This is a genomic window from Burkholderia sp. SIMBA_062 (assembly GCF_046534765.1).
GTDB lineage: Bacteria > Pseudomonadota > Gammaproteobacteria > Burkholderiales > Burkholderiaceae > Burkholderia > Burkholderia ambifaria.
This window is the reverse complement of record NZ_JAWRYD010000002.1, coordinates 135,408-158,259: the sequence shown is the minus strand read 5'-3', so window position 1 is coordinate 158,259 and position 22,852 is coordinate 135,408. Positions and strand designations below refer to the sequence as shown.

Here is a 22,852-nt window from a genome sequence, read left to right as displayed (position 1 = left end):
TTAGAACGACGAAGCGTATGCGTCATGCTATTGGTTGTTCATACACCTATATCGACGAATATCTCAACACTTGGTCCCGCATCAGCGCTCGTACGCGAGTGTGCTCCAACACACCGAAACGGAGGCAACTTGCGCATAACCTTCTTCGTTGAGATGCGTCACCTGATTCGATTCATCGAGTCCGGGCCATTTGCCCATGCGCACGAAGGCGTTTTCCCGTCGACCGATGCGCATGCCGGGATTTGACGGAACACGAAAGGGTGCCGACGGGATTCGGCGTATGAAAGACACAATCGATGGAGAAGTTTCCATGTCGCACGCATACGATTCTGACCAGAAGGTCGCGGTTGTCGTGGTCGGCTGCTCGCTCAACGGGCTGGGCGTTGTCCGCTCGCTAGCCCGCGAGCGGGTTCCGATCGTCGCAGTGGATTGCAAACGAATCGAGCCGGCCTTCTGGTCGCGCCATGTCCGCGGGCATTTGATCCGAAGCTTCGTGGGGCGGAAGTTTGTCGACGACATGGCCGCTCTCGGCGCGACGTTCGCGCGCCCCCCGGTGCTCCTGCTGACGGATGAGGATGCCGTTCATTCCGTTTCCGAGAACCGCGACGAGCTGGCGAAATGGTTCTGCTTCTGTCTACCCGAGGATCGAAACGTCAAGCTCCTGAGCAGCAAGTCGTCGTTTCATGAATTTGCGTTGCAGCACGGTTTCCCGGTTCCGCGCTCCGTCATTCTGCAGACTCAGGCCGACCTCGGCCTGCTCGCCGAGCTGCGCTTTCCGTGCGTGCTGAAGCCGGACGACAAGCGCTACGTGCTGACGGGGAAGAAAGAGCGGGCGGTGCGCGTGCGGACGTTGAGCGAGGCGCGTGAACACGCGATCGTCATGCTCAGTTCACCGGGCGGCATCGTCGCGCAGGAATGGATCGAAGGGCCGGGCAGCAATATTCATTTCACGCTCTTCTATCGCGGAGCGGGCGGCGAAGTCGTCAGCGTGTTCACCGGCCGCAAGGTTCTGAGCAATCCCCCCGACGTCGGCAATACGGCGATTTGCGTCGCCGCGGATGAAGCGCGCGACGTCCTCGAGCCAATGACGTTGGACTTCGCGGATTGCGCGGGCATGGTGGGCATGGGCAGCATGGAATACAAATGGGACGATAACTACAAGGAATTCGTGATGATCGAGCCGACCGTCGGAAGGACGGATTGGCAGGAGGAAATTGCGACGCTGTGCGGGGTCAATATTCCCGCGGCGGCGTATCGATACGAACTCGGCTTTCCGCCATTGCCCGATGAAAGGAATCATGCAGCGGTCGCGTGGCGCGCGACGTTCCTCGACCGGCCTCCGCCTCGCCTGACGCGTGCCGATACGAGGATGATCGACGGCTACTTCCGATGGAACGATCCGTTGCCGGCGTTGCAGTTTTACTGCGCAATCGGTCCTCTGCGCCGCTTAGTCAGAGGATGGCGGGAAAAAAAGCGTACCCGGATTGCGCAACAAATACTCAGGGAGGCAAAGAATGCCATCGACTGACACGGTAATTATTGGCGCAGGTCCGTACGGCTTGTCGCTCGCGACGCATCTGAAGGCCGCCGGCGTGCCGCATCAAATCCTCGGTCAGCCGATGTGCGCGTGGAGAAACTACATGCCGCCCGGCATGCTCATGCGCTCGGAGGCATTTGCTTCGGATCTCTCTGCGCCGCGACGCGGCTATACGCTGAAGGACTATTGCCGAGTGAAGGGTATCCAATATCAGCCGGTGGGCATGAAGGTGCCATTGGAAACCTTCGTGGACTACGGGCTTTGGTTCCAATCGAGCCTCGCCGCCGAGACTCGGCCGGTCGAAGTCGTCGACCTGCGCCGCAGCGACGATGGCTTCAACCTGAGTCTGAGCGACGGCAGCACGCTGGACGCGCGCAGGGTGGTGATGGCGCTGGGCCTGAAGGGATTTGCCCACACACCGCCGGTGTTGCAGGGTTTGCCAGATACCCACGTGTCTCATTCCGAAAAGTACGGCAGCCTGACCTGGGCCGCCGGACGGGACATCGTCATCGTCGGTGGCGGGCAATCGGCGCTCGGGCTGGCTGCGCTCCTGAATGAAGTTGGCGCAAGCGTTCGCGTGCTGGTGCGAGATCGGTCGGTGGAGTGGAATCCGACGCCGGAAACCGAGCGCTCGTTCGTGTCGAAAATGCTGAGTCCGGACGCTGGCCTGGGCCGTGGGTGGCGAACGCATGTGCTCTGCGAATATCCGCACGTCTTTCACGCGCTGAGCCAGCGATTGCGCAAGGACCTCATCGAACGACTGCATGGCCCCTCCGGCGCGTGGTGGCTGCATGATCGCGTCGTCGACACAATCCCGATCGCCTTCGGCACAGAAGTGCGAAGCGCGGCAATCGATGACGACAAGGTGGCGCTGCGGGTCGCGAACGGGAACGGAGAGTCGACCGTCACGGCTTCGCATGTCATTGTCGCCACCGGATTCAAGACCGACATGACGCGGCACACTTTCATTTCGAAAGAAATCATGGATTCGATTTCACTCTTCAGCGGCGGGCCGGTGCTGACGAGCCACTTCGAGACGACGGTGCGCGGGCTTTACGTGATCGGGCCGGCTTCCGCGCAATCCTTTGGTCCGGTGATGCGTTTCGTCTACGGGGCAAAACACGCCGCTCCGCACGTGGCATGGCACATCGGCAACGCGCATCGAAGCGAGACGGCAAAGATCGGATGGCGCGGCGCGGCAGGCCAACTCCTCGAGCCGACGAGCGAGCGAGACGGTTCGTTATAGGAAACCCGCACCAGCGCAACGTTGCCGAACGGAACCATTCGAATCGGTTGCTCGAATGCGCAACGATACGGAGAGTCGACGATGATCTCGGGTAAAGCCATATTGAAAGAGATCCTTTCGCGATGTGTCATCACGTTCGGCATCGACCATATGGTTCGCGCGTTGCTATGGCGCGATCGCGTGGCGATCCTGCTTTACCACGACCCCGATCCGGCGACGCTGGATCGACACCTCACCTACCTGAAAACCATATGCGATCTCGTGCCGCTCGACGCACGCGGTTTGCCGGGGAACGGGCGTCCGCGCGCGGCCATCACGTTTGACGATGGACTTGCGGGGAATGCCCGCCTGCTGCCGATCTTCATCAAGCACAAGGTGCGACCGACGATTTTCCTGTGCAGCCGTATTGTCTGCCGGCCGCGCAGACACTGGTGGTTGCATCCAGCCGCGGAGCGGCTTGGCGTCGAGCGCCTGAAGCGACTCGCGAATGATCAACGCCTCGCCGAGCTACGTGTCCACGGCTATGACCAGGATGGCGACGACGAGCCAACGGGGCTGAACACGCAACAGCTCGAAGCGATGCGCCCATTTGTGGATTTTCAGGCGCATACGCGCTTTCACCCGATACTGACGCGCTGCGGCGACAGCGAATGCAAAGTGGAAATCATCGAATCCCGGCACGAAGTCGAGGCGTTGACCGGAAACCGTTGCGAACACTTCGCCTATCCGAACGGCAATTACGGCAAGCGGGAAATCAATCTCCTGAAGGCGGCGGGGTACAAGAGCGCGCGAACCTGCGATGTCGGCTGGAACGATCACCGTAGCGACGCGTTCCGTCTGAAAACCATCATCATCGATGATCGCGCATCGCTCAGGTGGTTCATCTGCAATTTGACGGGCATCCCGCTGTTTCTGGGTTATCTGCGCAAGGGGGGCGGTTTGCGTGGGCATTTTCCCCAGTTCTGATCCGGCCGCGACCCTATCGATACGCCAGCGCGTCGGAGATATGGAACGTGCAATGTGCGCTGGTGAACATACACGGCGCCAGCCGATGACAGACTACGGATATCGCAAGCCCGACAACTGCGGTTTGAATATATTTCGGATTTCGAAAGAGTCGTGCATAAGGAGCATTTGACATGATTGCCCGACAGCTTGAAATGGGGACGTTCGATGCCAGCGATGAAAACGGCGGTTCATCTCCGAAGGAGATGATGCGTTTCGTCATCGACAACATCTGGACCGTCATCCTCATCACCGCGGCGGTTACGCTGGCGGCGAGCCTTTACTGCGTGTTGGCCACGCGCGTCTACTCGGCCGATGCGGTTCTTCAAGTCGATCGATCGAATTCCGGCGGGCTGGGCATCGCTGCGCAGCCGAACACGCAGACGCAGACGCAGCAGCCCGCCACGCCGATGGCGCAACTGAGCCAGACCGAAATACAAATTATCCGCAGCCGCTCGGTGCTGACGCCGATCATCGAGCAATACCGGTTGTTCGTGTCGGTGACGCCGCGTGTCGTGCCGGTGCTCGGCCAGATTGCCGAGCGATTTGCGACGCCCGGCCATCTCGCCGCGCCCTGGCTGGGACTGAGCGACTACGGCTGGGGCGGGGAGCGAGCCGATATTGCCGTCCTGGACGTGCCGGCCAGTCTCGAAAGCAAGGAACTGGAATTGATCGCGCTGCAACATGGCGGCTATCGGCTTGCCGATCCGAATGGACGTGTGCTGGTGGAAGGGGCGGTGGGCAAGGAGGCGTCCGGCAATGGCGTGCGGATCCTGATTACGCAACTGGTGGCGCGGTCGGGGATGCGCTTTGGGGTCACCCGTTATAACGAAATCGACGCCATGCAGCGCTTCTTGAGCGATCTGCGGGTAAGCGAGCAGGGCGCGGATACCGGCCTCATCAAGGTTTCCTACGAGAGCGCCGACCCCGCGCGTGCCACCGCGGTCGCCAACGATATCGCGCAGAACTACATGGCCTCGCATATTGCATACCGTCAGGACGAGGCCAACCGGATGCTGGCATTCGTCAACGGCGAGTTGCCGCGCCTGCGTACCGAGATGAAGGTGGCGGAAGACAAGCTCACCAAGCATCAGGCGGCGACCGCTTCGCTGCAGCCGGCCAGCGAGAGCCAAGTCTACCTGCAAGGGATCATGGACTTCGACCGACAGATTGCGACGCTCACGATTCAGCGCACGCAAATGCTCGAGCGCTTCACGCCGGAGAGCACGCAAGTCCGGACTATCGATCAGCAGCTCGGCCAGCTCAACATGGCGAAGCGGAACTTCGAGGCCCGCTTTGCAAGCATGCCTGCCGCCGCGCGCCAGTCGGCCGATATGACACGCGATGCGAAAGTCGCCGAGCAGATCTACGTGGCAATGGTCGGCAAGGCAAACGAGTTGTCGGTCACGCGTGCCGGCACGATCGGCAACGCGCACATCCTCGATGCCGCCGTGCGACCCGCGGCGCCGATCAAGCCGCAGAGCGCCTTCATCATCCCCATCGGCAGCGTGCTGGGGCTCATGTGCGGCGTGTTGTTCGTCACCGTTCCGCGCCGGTTTTCGTCGAAGATCGAAGATGCGGTTGCCGTCGAGCGGCGCTTCCGGCTATCCGGTCTGGGCGTGATCCCGTTCAGCGAAGAACAGGTCAGGCTCTCGCGTTGCCTGCAGCAGGTCGATGCAATGCAACGCGAGCCGGATACGTGCGGCGATGCGTCGGCTCCCCGGATTCCGGACGGACGTGCAGGCGTCCCGGATGAAGCTGCGCCGCCGACGTGCGACTTGCGCTCCACGCTGCTGGCGATGCGGTGCCCTCAGGATGTCTCGGTCGAGGCGCTGCGCTGCGTGCGCACCGCGGTCGTGAGCGAGATGGCGGACTTGCCCAGCAAGGTGCTGGTGATAACGAGCCCGACGCCGTCGACCGGCAAGAGCTTCGTCGCGTCCAACCTTGCCGTGCTCCTGGCGGAAACGGGCAGTCGGGTGCTGTTGATCGACGCCGACTTGCGGCGCGGCAATCTCGCCGCTCGCTTCGGGCAGCCGCGCGCATGCGGTCTTGCCGATCTGCTGGCCGGGCACATCGAAGCACGTCAGGCGATTCGGCCGATCCTCGACGACAGGTTGTCGTTCATCTCGACGGGGCCGTATACCGCCAATCCGTCGGTATTGCTGTCGACACCCCGGATGAACGAATTGCTGGACGAGTTCCGTGCCAGTTTCGACTTCGTCATCGTCGATTCGCCGCCGGTGCTGGCCGTCAGCGATGCGTCGATGGCAGCGCGCAGCGCCGACGCGACGATTCTCGTCCTGCGTGCAAACGTGCAGACCGAGCGCGAGATAGAGGAAACGCTGAGCCGGCTCGAGCGCGCAGGCGCGCGCGTGATCGGCCCGGTGTTCAATGCCGTCGCCATCCGGCGCAGCGACAAGCGCCTTTACCAATACACGACCGCCTATATCGACGACGAGCCGGCCAGGCGGCAAATCACGTAACGACGTCGCCGGCGCCCCCGAGGGCGCTGGCGAGAACACTATCCGACACCATTCGAGCTGCTTTCCGTGGTCTACATAACGCTCCTCGCGCTGCTTTTCAGCGTCACGAACTTCATCCCGGTCAGTGCGATCGGCTTCGCGCCGATTTGCCTCTGCGCGTGGCGCTTGTTCGACCGGCGCTATCCGCCGTTCGTGACATGCTTATCCGTCTTCGGGCTGTTGGCGTTGGGGTCGACGCTGCTTTACGACCCGCAAGCGTTGCTGTCGTACGACTTCTACCGCCACGACGGCAACTTCTTCGTGTCTTATGCGCCGATTCTTGCCGGTTGCCTGTATTCGCACGAGCTGGATCTCGACAAGGCGCTGAGACGCTTCTTCGTGTTTGCCGTTCTCGCGAACCTGCCGCCCTATGCCGTCTATGTCGCGCAAAACGGCCTGTTGGCGATATTTTCGAACGCCAACGACTCATTCGGCAGCTACTTCATTGCCCGTAACGCCGCCGGCGGTTTCCTCGCAATGCTGTTCTGTCTCGGCCTGTCCTGTTACGTGAAGCGCCCCGACAAGCTCGTGCTCGGGTTGCTGATCCTCAACGCGATGTTCGTGTTTTCCACCTACAGTCGCGGATCGATGCTGGGGGGGGCGACCGCAATCGCGTACCTGTTGCTGGGCCGCAAGCGCTGGTTGGTGGCGGTGCTGATGGCCGGGGTAGTGGCGTTCTCCTTCGGCGCGGCCTGGAACCACACGCAACCGGCAGTCGACTACATGGCCCACGAGCACACGGTGCGGGATGCGGACGCAAAGACGGCCAATGTGGACGTGCGCTTCGGATGGCTGTGGCCGCGAGCATTGGCGTATTTCGAAGCAAGCCCGATCATCGGGATGGGTGTCGGGTCGTTCGACGACGAAGTGCATGACGTCGTGAACTATTTCGGTGTTGTCGGCCAGCCGCGGGACGTCACCGTGTTCCATACCGATGCGCATGCGCACAATTCCTACCTGCATATCGCGGCGGAGCTGGGCGTCATCGGTCTCGCGCTGATGCTGGCCTTCTATTGGTATCTCGTCAAATGGGCAGTGGAAGGCGCCGCATCGACGCTGCCTGCTCGCCGCAGCAGTGTCGGCGCGTATACGTTCGTCGAGTTGTCCGCGGTGTGCCTGCTCGCGATGGGCACGACGGAGCACCGCCTGACCACGCCGTCGAATGTCCTGATTCTTGCGCTGGTCGTGTCGTTGCTGCTGTCCTGGCGCGTGCGGCGCGTGGGTGCAGCGGCAAAAGTGGTGCGTCCCGCGACGGGCGGCATGGCGCTTACCGCAGCGGCGTCACAACGAGATAGCCAAGACACGGGCATGGTTTGTCGTCGGCGCCGGGCCGCGGCTCCGGTACGTAGAAGCTGATCGAAAGGTGACCGCCGGCCCACGACGAGACGAGGCGCGGTTCCGGAATCGGCGTGCCCAGGATGGCATCGACGTAATCGATGCGAAACCTGCCCGATGCCGGTGCCGGCAGGCCGTCGACCGAAAGCCATCTGCGCCCAGGTGTGCCCCCGACCTGGAACACGATGCTTTCGCCGGAAATCAGCGCGTTGCCCGACAGTTCGGGGCTGAATTCGATCCGGTGATGAAACGGAGCGAGCGGGCCCGACAAGACGGACCTGAGCGTGATCAGCGAGCGCCCGGACGGGTTATAGACGCGCGTCGACCCGCGATGCGTCAGCCGGTAGGGCTCGCTGCCATCCCAGTGATAGATCATCGACACGTACTTGTCGGGGTCGTCCCAATTCCGATCGAGCGCCCACGCCGCAAGATCGAAGAAGTACGTGGGCAGGTAATTCGGATTACTGATGTAGGTATCGCCCATCTCGGTCTGCCACAAGCCGCGCACCTTGCCGGTGGCGACGTAGCGCTGGTAAAGCCGGTCGAGGCTGTCGATGCCGAGATAATGTACGTCGAGATAGTCGACCCAATCGAGCATTCGGGCGTGAGCGGTGGGGCTGGTGTATTCGAGCCAGCGCATGTAGTTGTCGAGGCCGCCCTGGTCGGGCCAGCCGCCGTAGACGACGTACGCGTGATACTTGCGGATGATTCTGGCTGCCGGTATGTGAATCCGCTCGACATAGTCGCGCATCGCGTCGGCGTACGGGCGGGCCAGCGCCGGATTGCGGTTGTTACCCGGTCCATGCCAGAACGAGGCTTGAGGCGAGCCGCCCGAAAGCGGGCCGGCCGCCTCGTTCCAGATCTGGAAGTACTTGACGTTGTATGGCGGTGCCGAATACTTCTTCACGACCGCCTCGACATACCGTTCCCACACCGCGACGTCCTTCGGCGCGGAAAACCCGTCTCCGGGCGCGGACGCATTCCATGCCGGGGTATAGCCGACGAAGAGCAGGGACTTGATGCCGTTGCGGTTGTTGCGCAATATGATCGGTGGCAATTCCAGGCCGTAGCTTGGGCCCGTCCGGTCAATATCGATTCGGCCGTCGTGCGGGCCGGGCTGACCCGGGCCGACGGAATCGCGTCCCCAGCCAAGGCCCATGCGTTGCCAGTACGGAATATCTTCGTCCGAGCTCGGCCATCCATTGGCGCCGATCAGCTCCGTGATTCGATGTCGCGCCGGCGACGTGCGCGGCGCAGGATTCGTCTCGGCGCCGCTCCATGCCGGCAGGGCGTTTCCCAGTACCGCCAGCGCAAACGCAACGCACGCGCCGCGCGCCGCGCGCGTCATTTCAATGGGACGGCACATGGGCGGGCGCTCCGTTCGCGACTGGATCGCGCGTTTCGGCGGGCAGCTCGGTGTTCGGCTCGCCGAGCGACAAGTGACGCATTACCTCGCCCGCGTAACGCGACTTCATGTACAAGCCGATGTCGTACGACAGCTGCGCGTTCGCGAGATGATCGGCGAGCGCATGCAGTGCTGCCGTGAGGCTTGCCGGGTTCGCCGAATATTTGATCTTGTTGCCGATTTCGTCACCGAAGGTCGACATGCTGCCGAGATCATGAACCAGGATCGGCATGCCGAGCGCGGCCGCTTCGACGATCACCAGCGGCGCGTTCTCGCCGCAAATCGACGGGAGCACCAGCGCGTCGAGCACGCGCGCACGCGGAAACAGCTCGGCGTGCGGCAGACTGCCCGCGAACGACACACGTCCTGCGTCAATCAGCGAAGCGTACTGGCTTTCCAGCCGGCGTCTGTCGGGGCCGTCGCCGAACAGCGTGATCCGCCGCACGCCGTGAAATTGCGTGGCCGCCAGTAGCTCGAGGAACTGGCCGATGCCCTTTTCCGCCGAAATTCGCCCGATGAACGCGAGCTGCAGGCCTGAATCGCGTCGGCCAGCGCGCCGTGGATGACATTCCGGAATCGCAACGGGGTTGGGGAAGAACACGCTGTTCGTGATGCCGCGCCGGCGCAACGCTTCCCGCATGAATACGCTCGGGCACAGGAACAGATCGAAGGCGCTGCGCGGATCGGTAAGCCGGTCCATGGCCAGCCAGTGCATTTTCCTGAGCGTGTCGTAGACGAAGCCGCGCGGGCTGGAGCGTGTCATCAGCGGACGCAGCGTGCCGATGTCATCGAGCGCGACCGGCACCACCCGCCCCCGTGGGTAATAGAGCATCAGTGGGTTATGAAACACGAGGTGGTAGTCGTGGCAGGTCAGATAGGTCTTGTAGCCGAACCGCTGCCTGTTTCGCCTGATTACGCCGAGAATCGACGAAGACATATAGCCGTGATAGTTGTGGAGCCAGATGCGATCCGGCATGAACTGCTGAATCGTCTTGTCCAGCGCCAGCGCGGCACGAACGTTCCATACGGGATTGGCGGCCAGGCTCGCCTCCGCGACATCGCCCTTGTCGAATTTCTCGACCACGACATCGGGCATCTCCCGCAACGTCTCCACAGACAACCGATAGACCTGCTCGGCCCCGCCGAAGGCATCGTAGTCGTTCACGATCAGCACGCGCTTGCTTTGCATAAGAGACCTCGGAGCGTGCCGTTCCGCCGCAGGATCAGGACGCGATGGTTTCGGGCGGATGGCGATGGATGATTGGAATGGCTTCGATCCGGAACGGATCAATGGCGAGTGGTGCCGCTATTGATTCACGAATACGCGCTGGATTTTCTCGATCCACATCTCAGCATGCGGTATGCCAGCAGTGGAAGAAACGAGGCGTGCCAAGGGTAAGCGCGGAGAGGCGGCATTTTTAAATGCCGAATTCGATGGAAAACGTTACAGGAGTGAATCGTCAGCGCGTGGAATCAGGGCGTGGCGGGAATCTGTCGTTTCAAGAGGGAAACGTTGCGTGTGATAACGGCGCAATCGCTCGTTCCATGATCGTATGAGAAATCAACGCGAACGAATTTCGCCCGCCCGATTCGGTATGAAAAGTTCAATTAATTAAAACGAGCCGTCAAGAGACGCTTTGCGGAATTACCGTGTTTCTTTGTGGGTTTCATAACAGAGCCCGCGTGCTTCCTTCCGTACGATTGGTCATGAATCGGGGTGGCGTGCGACAGACGCCGAGTATCGCAGGGACGGGGCCAGCCGCCATTTCCGGTCCGCGGTCGGTGCTGTCGTCATCAGCGGAAGGACCAGCTACGTCGGCGGTTTCGCGTCACGACCGTCGCGGTGGCTGCAATGCTGGGGGAACCTGAAATGCCTGGATATTTCCACAGAGCGATCGACGTCACGTTGATCGTGTTGGGCGCGGTCGGCACGTCCCACGTCGGTATGGCCGACATGGGCAGTCCACACCGACTGGATCCCTCGTTGGTCGCATTCGTCGCCGCGCTTGCACTGTCCGTATTCCCCGCTTGCGGCACCTACTCCGCGCGATGCATGAAGTCGCTCGCAAGCGCGATCAGTCGCACGACGCTCGCGTGGTTCGTCGTGCAGATGTGCGGCCTTGTATTGCTGTTCATGATTCATCGAAGCGAGCCTCCGTTGTTGCCGTGGTTCATCTACTGGACCCTGGTGAGCGGGATTTCGCTTCTCGTTTCACATACGGTCACCCTCGTTGCATTCTCTGTCGCGCGGCCGGCATGGCTCGGGCATTGGCAGACGGCACATGGTTACGGCATCGGCGGCGGCGCCCCGGCATCGGCCGGCGAAGCGCGCTCGTCCGTGCCGGCATGGCAGATCGTGAAGCGCTGTTTCGACGTGGTCGGCGGTGCCTTGCTGATCGTCGTGCTGTCGCCGCTGCTGATCACGCTTGTGGTCGTCGTATGGTGTGACGGCGGGCCGGCGTTCTACGGACACCTTCGCGTCGGGCAGCATGGCCGCAAATTTCGATGCATGAAGTTCCGCTCGATGGTCGTGAACGCGGACCAGATGCTCAAGCAGCTTCTCGACACGGATCCTCAGGCTCGCGCCGAGTGGGAAAGTGGATTCAAGCTCAAGAACGATGTCCGCGTGACCCGTATCGGCCGCTTTCTGCGCCGCACGAGCCTGGACGAGCTGCCGCAGCTCTGGAACGTGATGCGCGGAGAGATGAGTCTGGTGGGGCCGCGGCCGATCGTCGATGAAGAGCTCGCGCGTTACGGCGCCGACGTCAAGTACTACCTGCAGGTCAGGCCCGGCATGACGGGGCTTTGGCAGGTCAGCGGCCGCAGCAATACCGATTATGCGACGCGCGTGTCGCTGGATGTGGCCTATGTGAGGAACTGGTCGCTCCTTCGGGATGTAGCGATCCTGTTCAGGACGATCAAGGTGGTCGTCAAGGGCCACGGCGCGTACTGATCACCCGGGCACGATCCTGTCGCCGGGATCGATTCCTTCCCGCACATACTGAAGAGATGTCGACATGGCTCATGTGACGCAAAGCGATACGGCCGTCAGCGATTCGAGGTTCGGCCGGGTGGCGATCGTGCACGACTGGCTGACGACGTATGCCGGCTCGGAACGCGTGCTGGAGCAGATCATCCGGATCTGGCCTGACGCGGACTTGTTCAGCATCGTCGACTTCTTCCCCGAAGAGCATCGCGCCGCGCTGGGCGGCAAGCATGCGAAGACCTCGTTCATCCAGCATCTGCCTCGTGCGCGAACGGCTTTTCGCACGTACTTGCCGCTCATGCCGCTGGCCGTCGAACAGTTCGATCTCTCCGCGTACGACCTCGTGATTTCGTCGAGCCACGCGGTTGCGAAGGGGGTCATTACCGGGCCCGACCAGGTCCATGTCAGCTATGTGCATTCGCCTATCCGCTACGCGTGGGATCTTCAGCACCAGTACCTGATCCAGGCCGGCGTGACGAAGGGACCGAAGAGCTGGCTCGCACGCAGCGCGCTGCATTACATGCGGATCTGGGATCATCGCACGGCGCATGGTGTCGATGCATTCGTCGCGAACTCGGACTTTATCGGCCGCCGGATTCGCAAGATCTATGGAGTGGGCTCGACCGTCGTCTATCCGCCGGTAGACGTCGAGCGTTTCGACATCGGCACACACCGTGAGGATTTCTATCTGATCGCCTCGCGGATGGTGCCGTACAAGCGTATCCCGCTGATCGTCGAGGCGTTCGCGAGCCTCCCCAATCGACGTCTGATCGTCGTCGGCGACGGACCCGACTTCAAGCGGGCGAAGGCGCTGGCGGGGCCGAACGTCACGTTGCTCGGGTATCAGCCGACACCCGTGCTGATCGACCTGATGCGGCGCACGCGCGCGTTCGTGTTCGCCGCGGAAGAGGATTTCGGCATCACGATCGTGGAGGCGCAGGCGTGCGGCGCGCCGGTCATCGCGTACGGCCGGGGCGGGGCGCTCGAAACGGTCATCGAGTCGCACGATCCGAACTACGGCACGGGCCTGTTTTTCATGCAGCAGAGCGTACCGGCGATCGTCGATGCGATCACGCGCTTCGAAGCGCATGAGCCGATGCGTCCGGAGGTGTGTCGCGGCAATGCGGTTCGCTTTACCGCGGAGCGCTTCAGAACCGAGTTTCTGCGGGTCGTCGACAACGCCATATGCGAGGCGCACGGGCGATCCGTCGCGGTAGGGAATTGAGGGCGTGCCGGAGGGCCGCCGGGCACGAACCGCGCGTTCGCGGCGCGACTTTCGCCGGGTACCGGTCGCGCGCGCGATGTTCGCCACGCGGTGCATTCGAGGGAGGGTGAATTGATTGCACAGATTGCAGCGTGGCGGAGCCGCCTGTCTCGGCTTCATCCCGACCATTTGCGGATCGCGCGGGGCGCGATCTGGGTTTCGACGTTTGTCTTGCTCGGCAAAGTCGCGGCCGCGCTGCGGGAAATGGCGATCGCCTACCACTACGGCATCAGCCCGGTCGTCGATGCCTACCAGCTCACGTTCAACCTGATTACATTTCTGCCGGCGGCATTCGTCGTCGGGCTTCAGATCATGCTGGTGCCCACGCTGGTCGGATTACGCACGCAGCCGGTGGGCGAGCAGACCCGCTTTCTGGGCGAATTGCAGATGGTGGCGCTCGTGTTCGGTAGCGTCTGCGCAACGGTGTTGCTTGTTGCGTGGCCCTGGGTGCTCGGACTGTTCGAGCGCAACCTGTCCGCCGAGACGCGCGAGATGTCTCGCACGATGTTGATGACGATGAGCCCGATCGGCATCCTGATGATGACGATCTGCGTGTTCGCGGCGCGCCTGCAGGCGCGCGAGCGCCACATCAACACCTTGCTGGAGGCCCTGCCTGCCGTCGTGGTGCTGCTCTTTCTGGTCGTCTCGCAGCAAGGGAGTTCGCCCGCGCCGCTGATGTGGGGCACGACGATCGGTTTCCTGCTGCAAGCTGCGTGGCTCGGCACGCTCGCGCGCACCACCGACGGTGTGCAAACCCGATTCTTTTTTTCGCTGCGTTCGCCGCAATGGTCGCGCAACCATCGCACGGTCGGCATGTTCATGCTGTGCCAGCTCGTCCTGAGCCTTGCGGTGCCCCTTGATCAGTATTTCGTCGCGGGGCTGGGCGATGGCGCGATCGCGACGCTCTCCTATTCGGGCCGGCTCATTACGCTGCTCGAGGGCGTGGGCGCGATGGCCATCGGCCGCGCGACATTGCCGGTGTTCTCGGATATCCAGAGCAGCGGCGAGCCGGCGAGGGCACGCGAGATGGCGCTCAAGTGGTCCTTCCTGATGCTGGGAGTTGGCGTGCTGGTGACGGCGATCGTCTGGCCGCTCGCGCCGTTCGTCATCAAGCTGATTTTTCAACACGGCGCGTTCACGGATGCGGACACGGCCACCGTCGCCCATCTGGTGCGCTGGAGTCTCGTGAAGTTGCCGTTTTATTTCGCACAACTGGTGCTGCTGCAGCTATTCGCGAGCGAAGGGCGCCTGAAGGCGTTGGCCGGCATGGCCATCACATGCTTCATCGTCAAGGCGCTCGCCAATGTCGTGTTGATCCGATGGTTCGGCATCGTCGGTATCGTGCTCGCAACGGCGGCATCCGCCGCGAGTGCGTTCGCGTACCATCTATCGCTCATGGTGTGGGATCGGCACGTTCGAACGGCGACCGCGAGTGGGTACCGAAAGTCATGATCGTCGTCCATTCGCTGCTCGGCCGCGGCGCGGAGCGGGTGGCGACGACATGATGAACCGGGCATGTCGCGAATCGAACGTCCAATGTGTCGTTACGCACGGTCTGCGAAATCGACGCGACTTACAGTGAATGCGTGAAAGGGCGGGCGCGATCGTCCGGAAGGCATCGCGCGTCTGAATGCGCTTCAGTCGCAGGAGACGGTGGCGTGTTCCTCGAGAGCGGAGCGATACCATGTCATCAGTGCAAGCAGAGAGGTGCGACATCGACGAAGGGCGGCAGCCGGCGTCCCGTCCGGTCGTCGATCAGTCGACGGCGCTGCCGCGTACCCGGATTCTGCCGGTCATCCTGGCCGGCGGTTCGGGCACACGCCTATGGCCGATTTCGCGCGAGCATTATCCGAAGCAACTGATCGACGTCGTCGGCTCGGATTCGTTGCTGCAAGCCACTGCAACGCGAATGACCGATCTCCCGGCCGGCTGGCAGGTGTCGGACTCGCCTGTCGTCGTGTGCGGCGCCGATCTTCAATTCCTGATCGCCGAGCAACTGCGCGCGGGCGGAATCGACGCGCGGTTCATCGTCGAGCCCGTGCGGCGGGATACCGCGCCCGCGTTGACACTGGCGGCCTCGCTCGCATGCGCCGCCGGCGACGACGCGATCCTGGTCGTCATGCCGTCCGACCAGTTGATCAAGGACACACCGGCACTCAAGCGGGCGGTTGCGCTGGCCGCGCGCCATGCGGAAGCCGGAGCGATCGCGACGCTCGGTGTGCCGCCGACTCACGCCGCGACTGGTTTCGGGTACATCTGCGTCGGTGCCGCGATCGGCGACGGCGCGCACCGGATCGAGCGGTTCGTCGAGAAGCCATCGGCGGACCGCGCCGCCGAGTACCTCGCCGAGGGCGGCTACTGGTGGAACAGCGGCATCTTCGTGTTACGCGCGTCGGTCTGGCTCTCGACGTTGCAACGCCTGCAGCCGGACATGCACGAGTCGTGTCTTGCTGCGTTCGTCGCAGGCGCGTCCAGCGGCAGCGTCTTCAATCCCGAGCCGGGCGCGTTCGCCCGCGTCGACGCGAACTCGATCGATTATGCGGTCATGGAGCGCATCGGCATGCCCGAATCGGCGTGCGACGGGGTTGTCATACCGCTCGAAGCCGGCTGGTCGGACCTCGGTTCGTGGGATGGCGTCTGGGACGCGCTCGACAAGGACGATTGCGGCAATGTGGCGCGCGGACGCGTCATGTTCGAAGGTGCGGCTTCCACGTACGCTCATTCGAACGGACGCCTCGTGGCATGCGTGGGTACCGCCAATGTCGTCGTGGTGGAAACGGCCGATGCGGTGCTCGTGGCCGACCGGGCGCACGTGCAGGACGTGAAGCGGCTCGTGGCGCGCATCAAGGCGGAGCGGGCGCCCGAGGCCGATTCGCATCGCAAGGTGCATCGCCCATGGGGCTTCTATGATTCGATCGATCGCGGCGAGCGTTATCAGGTGAAGCATATTGTCGTATCGCCCGGTGGGCGGCTGTCGTTGCAGATGCATCACCACCGCGCGGAGCATTGGGTCGTCGTGCGTGGCACCGCGCTCGTCACGCGCGGTGACGAGCAGGTGCTGCTCACCGAAAACGAGTCGGCCTTCATCCCGGTCGGCGTGCGTCACCGGCTCGAGAATCCGGGTAGAGTCCCGCTCGAGATCATCGAGGTTCAATCGGGCACGTATCTGGGTGAAGACGACATCGTTCGTTTCGACGACAGCTATGGGCGCTGCGACTCGCACGCGTGATGCCGAATGAAGCGCTTGCGACATCCGCCGCATCGGCGTCGCTCGCCTTATCCTGGTGCCACGCGTGCCGGGCCGTCGGTTCGTCGCGGGCACGGCAACGCCGCGCCGAGCGCGTTTGCGGCCCGGTGCACCGCTGCCGCATTTCACATGCGGGTTAGGGCGTGTTCACGCGCTAGACAGAGGGGCTGTGCAACGGGGTGAGGCTGCAAATCGCTTCGCCCTCCGGCCGCCCAACCGGGCCTACCTCGGGCAGGGCCGCGCGGTGCCGATGCGGCAACAAGCGGTCGAACTCCCGCTTGACGAGTCCATAGCATTCGCAGGCGCTCGCTTCGAGACCGTTGCGATCCAGCACCCGGATATGGCCGCGGCTATGGAGGATGAGGCCTTCGCGATGCAGCTTTCCGGCCGCTTCGGTGACGCCCTCGCGCCGCACGCCCAGCATTTCCGAGATCAGTTGCTGGGTTACCGCCAGTTCGTACGAATCGACTCGGTCGACCTCGATCAGCAGCCACCGGCAAAGCTGCTTGTTCAACGAATGGTGCCGGTTGCACGCGGCCATCTGCGCGATCTGGGTGAGCAGCGCGTGCATATAGAGCAGCATCAGGCGCTGCATGCATTCGGATCGCGCGAAATGGAGCCTCAGCGCCTGAGCGCTTATTCGATACGCGAAGCCGGCGTACTGCACCTGGACGCGGTTGGGCATCGCTTCTCCGCCGGTCAGGACGGGCACGCCGGTCATGCCTTCGCGGCCGACTGCGGCTACCTCGACCGAACCGCCGTTTTCCATCATGTAGAGTATGGAGATGACCGCTGTGGTCGGGAAGTAGACGTGATGGATCCGCTGCCCCGAGTCATATAGCAACTGCTCCGCGCGCAAACGAACGAGTTCGAGGTGCGGTGTGAGCGCTTGCCATTCATCGTATGGCAGTGCGCTGAGGAGATGGTTGCCGTGAAGATCCGATTGCAGCGCCAACATGTCAAGTTCTCCATCCGAAGCCGCACGTGACGCAGCTTGTTGCATTCGCATCCGGTTTGCGCGGCTGGCCCTGATCTGCCGGATGTCCAGCGGGCAGGGGCAGTACCGGTGGGTCGATTCAAGGCTATGCGGCCCAAATGCAGATGCTGTATTTATCGAGCAAGTGGCAACATGTAGAGCTAGAAACATGCCAACCGAGCGGAAAGCAAGCACTGATATGGCGCAACGAGTCGTCAGTGCGAGCGCTTGCGGAAATACGTCCATCGACAATCGAGTTGTGTTTCAATTTCGAACGCCGCCTTCCCGGCGAGCGGCGCGGCGGTCTACCCAATGATTCAACCGAGGTGCTTGATTTGGATTGGGTTTTCATGGAGATGACCCGGGCACGTCCGCTGCGCACGGCACGTCAGGCGGTTGCGTCTGCAGCAAATCGACATCCGGCCGAGATCGAATTTGATTCAGAAGTGTTCACGGTGCTTTCCCTATGGCGGGCCTGCTGACGTAATTTCAACGCGGTCATCGGGTAAGTTTTTAACTTGACATAATGCTGATGATCGAATTTTTAATTTGTAGTAGCTTTTTAGAAATGTCGCATCTGAGCAAAGTTGAAATGTCGTAGTCCAAGGGTTTCGGCGCATGCTGGCGGCGGTTTGGACTGCCGGAGCGCAACCATGGTGCAGTTCATCTGATACCAGATACAAGGGTGCCACGGCGCGGCCGAATCGAATGGCGGTCGGTCACTTCGGCTTGTTGCCGCGAGCCCGCGCAGCGCGTTGCGGATTCGTTACTTCTGACGTGGTATAGGTGCCGCTGGCGACCCGCTGCCGCACGCCGTCGGCCATCTCGCTCGGGAGGCTCATACTCATTGCTGGGTGATGCCCGTGGTGCCTCCTGCTCCATCCTCGTAACGCCGTCACGGACCGTGGTTTGCCAGGTGCGCGCCGTGAGCCGCGCAATGAGCTGCGGTCGAACCAGCCCTCGAGCGCGTGCTCGGGCTGCGACGTCTCAACGAGACTCGCAGCCCTCCGCGCCTGCTTCGGGTATGGAGAGCGATGCGAGCGCGGATCTCGCGCAGGGCCCCGCCGTGGACATTGTTACGCATTTAAATGCATATCCGTGCCGATGTTCAAGAATACGATGCGCTTCAACAGCGTATTCAGGTTGACTTAACAGTTATCACATTGTCATCGCCGGATTTTTCGGGATATCGATTACCCCCGACATCTGCAGCCGATCAAGATGGATTTTTCTAAATAATCGTTTTCCAAGCACCAATGCCCGAGACTGCTTCCGTTTTTAGGACCGCCAGGCGCGAATCTCATCGTGGCGCGGGGAGTCATTCCCCTAAACGACGCCGAATAGATTTACGCAAGCTAACAACGACATCGAAATCAGTCTTGCAAAAAAGGGGTGACCATAGATTTCCGGAAGCGCCCCGAAATTCTCCTTGCATTTCCCAAATCCTGGCCAATACTGATACCAATTTAATACCAAATACATACCAAAGTAAGCCAGGCTTCATCACCGGCATCCGCCGTAAAGCAAAGGAGAATGTAATGCAACGTTCGATTCACCGCCTGTGCCTGCCCCTGATCGGCGCGAGCAGCCTCATCGTGGCCAGCTCTGCGGCCTATGCCCTGCCCAGCTGCAGCGCCTGGCAATCCAGCCAGATCTATAACGCGGGCGATTACGCCTTGTACAACGGCCAAACCTGGCAAGCGCAATGGTGGACGCGAGGGGAAACGCCTACAGCCAGCCAAGGGGCCGTTTGGCAGCAGCGCGCCGCCAACTCATGCGCGCCTATCAGCGGCGGCGGCTCAGGCAGCGGCGTGCCGCCGGAACCCACGCCCACCGTGGGCTACAACGTGGGCTCTTATTTCACCCAATGGGGCATTTATCAGCGCCAGTACTTTGTGAAAAGCCTGGCGGCCAGCGGCGGCGATAAAAAACTCACCGTGCTCAACTACGCTTTTGGCAATGTCTACGCCAACGGCCAGTGCGGCATGGTCACGGTGGCGGAAAGCGGCAATGGCGATGGCGGCGACGCCTGGGCGGATTACCAGCGCGGCTTCTCCGCGGCGGAGTCCGTGGACGGCCAGGCAGACAGCTGGGACACCCCACTACGCGGCAACTTCAACCAACTGCGTAAGCTGAAACTGAAAAATCCGCAGCTCAAGGTACTGATCTCCCTGGGCGGCTGGACCTGGTCCAAGAACTTCTCCACCGTAGCCGCCAGCGACGCCAGCCGCCAGGCGCTGGTTTCCTCCTGCATCAACCTCTACATCAAGGGCAACCTGCCGCAACAAGAAAACGCTGGGGGACAGGGTGTGGCGCTGGGCGTGTTTGACGGCTTTGACATCGACTGGGAATACCCGGTGGCCGGTGGCCTGCCCACCAATCATTACAACGCGGCGGACAAGCAAAACTTCACCCTGCTGCTGGCGGAGTTCCGCCGTCAGCTGGATGCGCTGGGCCAGCAGAACAAGCGTCGCTATTACCTTTCCGCCGCGCTGGGCGCCGGAGTGGACAAAATCCGCAATACCGAACCGAGCAACTACGGCGCTTACCTGGACTGGGCCAATGTGATGTCTTATGACTTCCATGGCGGCTGGGAAGCGCAGGGCCCCACCAACTTCCAGTCCAACCTCTACCCGGATCCGGCCAATCCGGCCCAGAACGACGCCAAGTTCTATGATATCGACGACGCGGTGAATGCCCTGGTCAGCGCTGGCCTGGCCCGCAACCGCATCAATGTGGGCATCCCCTTCTATGGCCGCGGCTGGACCGGCGTGGCCGCCGGCCCTAATGGCAATGGCCTGTATCAAAACGCCACCGGCCCCGCGCCCGGCACTTACGAGGCGGGTTACGAGGACTATCGTGTGCTGGGGGGCCGCGCAGGCGCGCGTTATGTGCATCCCGTCACCAAGCAGCTGTGGAGCTATGACGGCACGCAGTTCTGGAGTTATGACACACCGGATGTGATCCGCACCAAGCTGGGCTATGTCAAAGCCCAGCAGCTGGGCGGCGTGTTCAGTTGGTCATTGGATGGCGACGATATGCAAGGCTCACTGCTGTCCACCATGGGCGAGTTGCGCAGCGCCACCGCCGCCACCAAGCCCACCGGGGTGACCCCGAACCGTTAACGCTAGCAAAGCATTTTTAGCTGGAGTCCAGCATGCCGGTCCGCGTGCCCAATCCCTCGCTCAAGGTACGCGGTCTTTTAACGACGCTGCGCGAAGTCGATCGACTGAAGGCCATCCTGGACTGATCACCATGAACATGCGAGAACTCGACCGTCTGAAGGTAATCCAGGCTGTTGTGTACATGAACCTGAAGCCCAGCCGCGCGGCCGAACCGCCTGGGCCTGACGGTCCGACAGATCGACGGGCGAACGCATTGCGCGCCGGCACCTCGCCCACGCGCACGCTCGCCCGCCGCCACGAAGCAGCCGGCCGCCGCCCGTTCAAGGCTCGATCACACGCGGCGTCACGAGAAAGAGCCGCTCACTATGGCCGTCCTGCCTGTCGGTCGAGCGGAACAGCGCGCCGACGAGCGGCAGCTTCGACAGCACCGGTATGCCCGATTGCGTGCTCGAGCGCGCATCCACCTTGTAGCCGGCGATCAGCAACGCCTGCCCCTGCTCGATGAACGCCTGCGTGTTGATCTCGTTCGATACGATCACCGGAATGTTGTCGACCGTTTGCTGCGACAGCTCGCCGTCGACGATCCGCACGTCGAGCTTGATCTGCGTGCGCCCGCCCTCCTCGACGACCATCGGCAGCACGCGCAGCGACACGCCCGTCGAGATGCTGTACAGGTCGGCCGACGTGTAGCCCGCGACGCGCACGAAGAACTGCTTCTTGTTGTCCATCACCGCTTCGACGTTGTCGAGCGTCGTGACTTTCGGGCTCGCGTCGGTGCGCGCCTGGTTCGACGATTCGAGCGCGTTGATCCGCGCGAGCAGATAGCGGCCCGCGTCGCCGAGCACGGCCGTCAGCGACAAACCGAGCGGGCTCGCCGGCAGGCCAACCGAATCGTTGCCAGGCAGCGTGATCGAACCGAATGTCGGATTCAGCGAACCGTTCGCATACGCGTTCTGCGACGTGAGCCCCGTGCCCGTCTGCAGATCGATATGGCTGTTGTGCGCGCGCCAGTCGACGCCGAGCTGCTTGAGCGCGCCTTCGTCGATCTGGATGATGCGCGCCTCGATCTCGATCAAGCGCGGCTTGACGTCGAGGAGCGCGATCAGGTCCGGATACTGCGCCATGTGTTCCGGCACGTCGCGCACGAGAATCGCGTTCGTGCGCGGATCGGCCTGGATCACCGGCAGGTCGGTCGAATCGCTCACGCCCACCGGTACGCCGTTCGCACCGCCGCTTGCGTCGGGCCAGCCGGCGCCCGACACGCGCGCCGCGCCCGGATTGGCGATCGCGGCGGCAACCATGCCGCTCGGACGCGGATCACCGCCCTGACCGCCGAGGCCGCCGAGGCCGCCGGCCGGCATGCCCGCGCCATCGCCCGACTGCGCGGCCTGCATGTACGGCGGCAGCGGCGGCAATTGCGGCACGCCGCCGCGCCCGCCGCCAAGATCCGTCATCGGCGCGGCGCGGCTGATCGGCTTGCCGACGGTCGTCTGCGACGCGCGCTTGCCGTCGCCCGGGTGATACATCCGGTTCAGCAGCGACGCGACGCCCGGCATCGTCACCGTCGTGCCGTCGACGTTGACGTCGCGGTCGGCGGCCCACGCGTGCTTCAGCGAGAACACGCGGATCGTCGTGCCGCCGGTGCGCGCGGAATTCTCGTCGAGCCGCGCGGCGACGCTCGTCACGAGTTCGACGTAGCGCGGCGGCCCCGCGACGAGCGCGGTGCGCTGCTGCGCGTTGTAGGTGACCGGATAGCGCGGATCGGCGACCTTCATCTGCTCGAGCAAGTCCCGCAGGTCGCCCATGTTCGCGTGATCGAGCTTGACGAGCGTGCTCTTCATGTCGCTCGCGGGCGTCACGTACAGCACGGTGCCGTCGTAGTACCACACGAAGCCGAACGACGCGGAGAGCGTGTCGAGGAAGCGCTGCGGCGACATCTTCATCTTGCCGCTGACGGCGCCGCTCACGCCGGGCGCGACGTTCGCCGCGATGTTCTGGCTCGCGGAGAGGTCGCGCAGGACGTCCTTCACGTCCTTGCCTTCCGCCGCGTACTGGATTTCGGTGCTGCGCCAGCGGATCGGCGCGGCATCGACGGAAAGGCTCGCAAGCGAGCACATCAGGGACAGCAAAATGGAAATCTTGGCCTTCATGGGTCCGTCCGGTGAGGACGCGCGCCCGTCGGTCGGACAGGCGCGCGCCGCGAA

At 62.7% G+C, this 22,852-nt stretch carries 15 protein-coding genes; 11 read left to right on the top strand and 4 right to left on the bottom strand.

What is annotated here, in order from left to right; translation table 11 throughout:
- The first annotated feature begins 310 nt into the window (after positions 1-310).
- The 5 genes from SB786_RS02440 to SB786_RS02420 all read left to right on the top strand — a co-directional run bounded on the left by SB786_RS02440 (position 311) and on the right by SB786_RS02420 (position 7,666).
- Positions 311-1,528: a carboxylate--amine ligase gene (locus SB786_RS02440; RefSeq protein WP_410726182.1), complete on the top strand. Its 1,218-nt coding sequence runs from the start codon at positions 311-313 to the stop codon at positions 1,526-1,528.
- Positions 1,515-2,783 (top strand): NAD(P)-binding domain-containing protein, encoded by a 1,269-nt coding sequence (locus SB786_RS02435; protein WP_410726016.1) that lies wholly within the window; start codon positions 1,515-1,517, stop codon positions 2,781-2,783. Before SB786_RS02440 ends, SB786_RS02435 begins: the two co-directional genes overlap by 14 nt.
- Positions 2,784-2,864: 81 nt before the next feature.
- Positions 2,865-3,749: a polysaccharide deacetylase family protein gene (locus tag SB786_RS02430; protein WP_410726015.1), complete on the top strand. Its 885-nt coding sequence runs from the start codon at positions 2,865-2,867 to the stop codon at positions 3,747-3,749.
- A gap of 173 nt (positions 3,750-3,922) precedes the next feature.
- Positions 3,923-6,271 (top strand): polysaccharide biosynthesis tyrosine autokinase, encoded by a 2,349-nt coding sequence (locus SB786_RS02425; RefSeq protein WP_410726014.1) that lies wholly within the window; start codon positions 3,923-3,925, stop codon positions 6,269-6,271.
- A gap of 66 nt (positions 6,272-6,337) precedes the next feature.
- Positions 6,338-7,666, top strand: coding sequence for an O-antigen ligase family protein (locus SB786_RS02420; protein ID WP_410726013.1), 1,329 nt, complete (start codon positions 6,338-6,340; stop codon positions 7,664-7,666).
- Here the strand turns inward: SB786_RS02420 and SB786_RS02415 are convergent.
- Together SB786_RS02415 and SB786_RS02410 are read right to left on the bottom strand one after the other, a co-directional pair.
- A complete protein-coding gene (locus tag SB786_RS02415) occupies positions 7,578-9,011 on the bottom strand; it encodes a hypothetical protein (protein ID WP_410726012.1) in 1,434 nt (477 codons plus the stop codon). The two genes, SB786_RS02420 and SB786_RS02415, sit on opposite strands and share 89 nt — an antisense overlap.
- Positions 8,995-10,239, bottom strand: a complete 1,245-nt coding sequence (locus tag SB786_RS02410; protein WP_410726181.1) for a glycosyltransferase family 4 protein — start codon at positions 10,237-10,239, stop codon at positions 8,995-8,997. Before SB786_RS02410 ends, SB786_RS02415 begins: the two co-directional genes overlap by 17 nt.
- Before the next feature lie 681 nt (positions 10,240-10,920).
- Here SB786_RS02410 and SB786_RS02405 point away from each other — a divergent pair.
- The 4 genes from SB786_RS02405 to SB786_RS02390 all read left to right on the top strand — a co-directional run bounded on the left by SB786_RS02405 (position 10,921) and on the right by SB786_RS02390 (position 16,529).
- Positions 10,921-12,003 (top strand): sugar transferase, encoded by a 1,083-nt coding sequence (locus SB786_RS02405; protein ID WP_410726180.1) that lies wholly within the window; start codon positions 10,921-10,923, stop codon positions 12,001-12,003.
- Positions 12,004-12,067: 64 nt separating this feature from the next.
- The gene (locus SB786_RS02400) at positions 12,068-13,261 is read left to right on the top strand and encodes a glycosyltransferase family 4 protein (RefSeq protein ID WP_410726011.1); all 1,194 of its coding nucleotides are present in this window, start codon (positions 12,068-12,070) and stop codon (positions 13,259-13,261) included.
- 210 nt (positions 13,262-13,471) lie between these two features.
- Positions 13,472-14,752, top strand: coding sequence for a murein biosynthesis integral membrane protein MurJ (gene murJ, locus SB786_RS02395; protein WP_410726010.1), 1,281 nt, complete (start codon positions 13,472-13,474; stop codon positions 14,750-14,752).
- A 232-nt stretch (positions 14,753-14,984) separates the two neighbouring features.
- Positions 14,985-16,529 (top strand): mannose-1-phosphate guanylyltransferase/mannose-6-phosphate isomerase, encoded by a 1,545-nt coding sequence (locus SB786_RS02390; protein ID WP_410726009.1) that lies wholly within the window; start codon positions 14,985-14,987, stop codon positions 16,527-16,529.
- Between the two features lie 172 nt (positions 16,530-16,701).
- On the opposite strand, the gene SB786_RS02385 is transcribed toward SB786_RS02390, so the two are convergent.
- Positions 16,702-17,505, bottom strand: a complete 804-nt coding sequence (locus SB786_RS02385) for a Crp/Fnr family transcriptional regulator (RefSeq protein ID WP_410726008.1) — start codon at positions 17,503-17,505, stop codon at positions 16,702-16,704.
- 137 nt (positions 17,506-17,642) lie between these two features.
- On the opposite strand from SB786_RS02385, the gene SB786_RS02380 reads away from it, so the two are divergent.
- On the top strand, positions 17,643-18,005 hold the full coding sequence (locus SB786_RS02380; RefSeq protein WP_410726007.1) for a hypothetical protein: 363 nt from the start codon (positions 17,643-17,645) through the stop codon (positions 18,003-18,005).
- 1,056 nt (positions 18,006-19,061) lie between these two features.
- The gene (locus SB786_RS02375; RefSeq protein WP_410726006.1) at positions 19,062-20,648 is read left to right on the top strand and encodes a glycosyl hydrolase family 18 protein; all 1,587 of its coding nucleotides are present in this window, start codon (positions 19,062-19,064) and stop codon (positions 20,646-20,648) included.
- A 320-nt stretch (positions 20,649-20,968) separates the two neighbouring features.
- On the opposite strand, the gene sctC is transcribed toward SB786_RS02375, so the two are convergent.
- Positions 20,969-22,798, bottom strand: coding sequence for a type III secretion system outer membrane ring subunit SctC (sctC, locus tag SB786_RS02370; protein ID WP_410726005.1), 1,830 nt, complete (start codon positions 22,796-22,798; stop codon positions 20,969-20,971).
- Between the last annotated feature and the right edge of the window lie 54 nt (positions 22,799-22,852).

Coding starts and splice junctions, on each gene's coding strand:
- SB786_RS02440 (WP_410726182.1), top strand. CDS start 311: ATGTCGCACGCATACGATTCTGACCAGAAGGTCGCGGTTGTCGTGGTC.
- SB786_RS02435 (WP_410726016.1), top strand. CDS start 1,515: ATGCCATCGACTGACACGGTAATTATTGGCGCAGGTCCGTACGGCTTG.
- SB786_RS02430 (WP_410726015.1), top strand. CDS start 2,865: ATGATCTCGGGTAAAGCCATATTGAAAGAGATCCTTTCGCGATGTGTC.
- SB786_RS02425 (WP_410726014.1), top strand. CDS start 3,923: ATGATTGCCCGACAGCTTGAAATGGGGACGTTCGATGCCAGCGATGAA.
- SB786_RS02415 (WP_410726012.1), bottom strand. CDS start 9,011: ATGTGCCGTCCCATTGAAATGACGCGCGCGGCGCGCGGCGCGTGCGTT.
- SB786_RS02410 (WP_410726181.1), bottom strand. CDS start 10,239: ATGCAAAGCAAGCGCGTGCTGATCGTGAACGACTACGATGCCTTCGGC.
- SB786_RS02405 (WP_410726180.1), top strand. CDS start 10,921: ATGCCTGGATATTTCCACAGAGCGATCGACGTCACGTTGATCGTGTTG.
- SB786_RS02400 (WP_410726011.1), top strand. CDS start 12,068: ATGGCTCATGTGACGCAAAGCGATACGGCCGTCAGCGATTCGAGGTTC.
- SB786_RS02390 (WP_410726009.1), top strand. CDS start 14,985: ATGTCATCAGTGCAAGCAGAGAGGTGCGACATCGACGAAGGGCGGCAG.
- SB786_RS02385 (WP_410726008.1), bottom strand. CDS start 17,505: ATGTTGGCGCTGCAATCGGATCTTCACGGCAACCATCTCCTCAGCGCA.
- SB786_RS02380 (WP_410726007.1), top strand. CDS start 17,643: ATGCAGATGCTGTATTTATCGAGCAAGTGGCAACATGTAGAGCTAGAA.
- SB786_RS02375 (WP_410726006.1), top strand. CDS start 19,062: ATGCAACGTTCGATTCACCGCCTGTGCCTGCCCCTGATCGGCGCGAGC.
- sctC (WP_410726005.1), bottom strand. CDS start 22,798: ATGAAGGCCAAGATTTCCATTTTGCTGTCCCTGATGTGCTCGCTTGCG.